Consider the following 589-nt stretch of genomic DNA (forward strand, 5'->3'; position numbering starts at 1 on the left):
CAACCCGAACGGCTGGTCGGCGCAGCAGACGCTGTCCACGGCGAGCATCTCCGGCTCCGGCACCGGCCCCATCGACCAGACGCTCATCGGTGACGACCAGAACATGTACCTGTTCTTCGCCGGGGACAACGGCAAGATCTACCGGTCGAGCATGCCCATCGGGAACTTCCCGGGCAACTTCGGCTCCAACTACACCACCATCATGAGCGACTCGACGAACAACCTGTTCGAGGGTGTCGAGGTCTACAAGCTCCAGGGCCAGAACAAGTACCTGATGCTGGTGGAGTCGATCGGCTCGCAGGGCCGCTACTTCCGCTCCTACACCGCCACCAGCCTGGGCGGCAACTGGACCCCGCAGGCCACGAGCGAGAGCAACCCCTTCGCCGGCAAGGCCAACAGCGGCGCCACCTGGACCAACGACATCAGCCACGGCGACCTGGTCCGCAACAACCCCGACCAGACCAAGACCGTCGACCCCTGCAACCTGCAGCTGCTCTACCAGGGCCGCAGCCCCAGCTCCGGCGGCGACTACGGCCTGCTGCCCTACCGGCCCGGCCTGCTGACCCTGCAGCGCTGACGCCCTGACACG

General features: G+C 66.2%; 1 protein-coding gene. It reads left to right on the top strand.

The annotated features are described in order from the left end of the window. Window positions 1-577, top strand: a 577-nt coding sequence (locus FLX08_RS40080; protein WP_280117167.1) for a non-reducing end alpha-L-arabinofuranosidase family hydrolase, incomplete at its 5' end; no start/stop codon positions are given. Window positions 578-589 lie beyond the last annotated feature (12 nt).

Origin of the sequence: Microbispora hainanensis, from assembly GCF_006874475.1 — a bacterium.
Taxonomy (GTDB): domain Bacteria; phylum Actinomycetota; class Actinomycetes; order Streptosporangiales; family Streptosporangiaceae; genus Microbispora; species Microbispora hainanensis.